At 52.1% G+C, this 1,069-nt stretch carries 1 protein-coding gene; it reads right to left on the bottom strand.

What is annotated here, in order from left to right:
• Positions 1-158 precede the first annotated feature (158 nt).
• On the bottom strand, positions 159-1,016 hold the full coding sequence (locus J5224_RS29570; protein WP_264628632.1) for a DMT family transporter: 858 nt from the start codon (positions 1,014-1,016) through the stop codon (positions 159-161).
• Between the last annotated feature and the right edge of the window lie 53 nt (positions 1,017-1,069).

The following is a 1,069-nucleotide window of genomic DNA, read 5'->3' as shown; positions in this document are numbered from 1 at the left end:
ATAAACATGAAACCGCTTGCCCATTGATGCTTCCTGTTTTCATCCTGATAACAGATCTCGTTTAGCGAAAGCCTATGACAATGTTGCCGCATCGTAGCCTGAACCCGCCCTATCGGATGCTGACCCTGGTCAATATTAATGCAGGACAGCATAACGCGTTAATGCCGGAGAGTAGCGCTGTTGTCTTTTTGAAAAAAACGACACCGGACATTAATGCCGGCAACCGCCGCCAGAACGATCAGGGTTCCCGTCAGCTGCCCCCCATTCAATGGGCGATGCAACACCCAGGCATCGACCAAAATGGCCACCACCGGGTAGATAAAAGCGAGCCCGCCGACCACTATCGTCGGAATTTTTTGTACCGCACTATAAAGCAGCACTGACATCAGGCCAGTGTGCACAAAGCCAATCACTACCAGCAACCCCCAAACGTCGCTGACAGAGGATGCTGTAGGCAGCGAAACAAAAGGCAGCAGCATCACGCAGCCAACCCCTAACTGAATAAACACCATCAGGCAAGGAGATACATCGCGCAATGCCTTGGTAATCGCGGCTGTAATGGCGTAAAAAAAGGCGGCAGCCAATGCAAACCCTATCCCATAGACGTATTGCACGAAATCCTGATCCTGTTGCTGACCGCCCAACATAATCAGCGTCACACCGGAGAAGGCAATGACCATCCACCCGAGCTTATAACGTGTCAGTGTTTCATTGAACAACACCGCCCCTAGCGCAACCAAAATAAACGGCTGTACGTGATAGGTTATTGTTGCGACTGCAATAGAGGTCTGTGCGTACGCGATGAACAGACAAACCCAGTTAAGCGTCAGCGTAATGCCGCCTAAAACAACCACGTAAAACTGCCTGCGCGACAGCATGCCTCGACGTAAAAGGCCTTGCGCAGCACAGACCAGCGCCATGGCTAACGCGCCGAAAGCGCAGCGCCAAAAGACCACCGTTAACGCGGGTAAGTCTGTGGCTAACACAAACCACCCCACTGTTCCTGAAATGATCATGGCGATCGCCATCTTCAGCGATCCTGCCCCCCACTCAGCACGTTGATCGAATG

It is taken from the genome of Candidatus Symbiopectobacterium sp. NZEC135, assembly GCF_025962695.1.
Note: the sequence above shows the minus strand (reverse complement) of the source record. Positions and strands in the feature narration are given on the sequence as shown.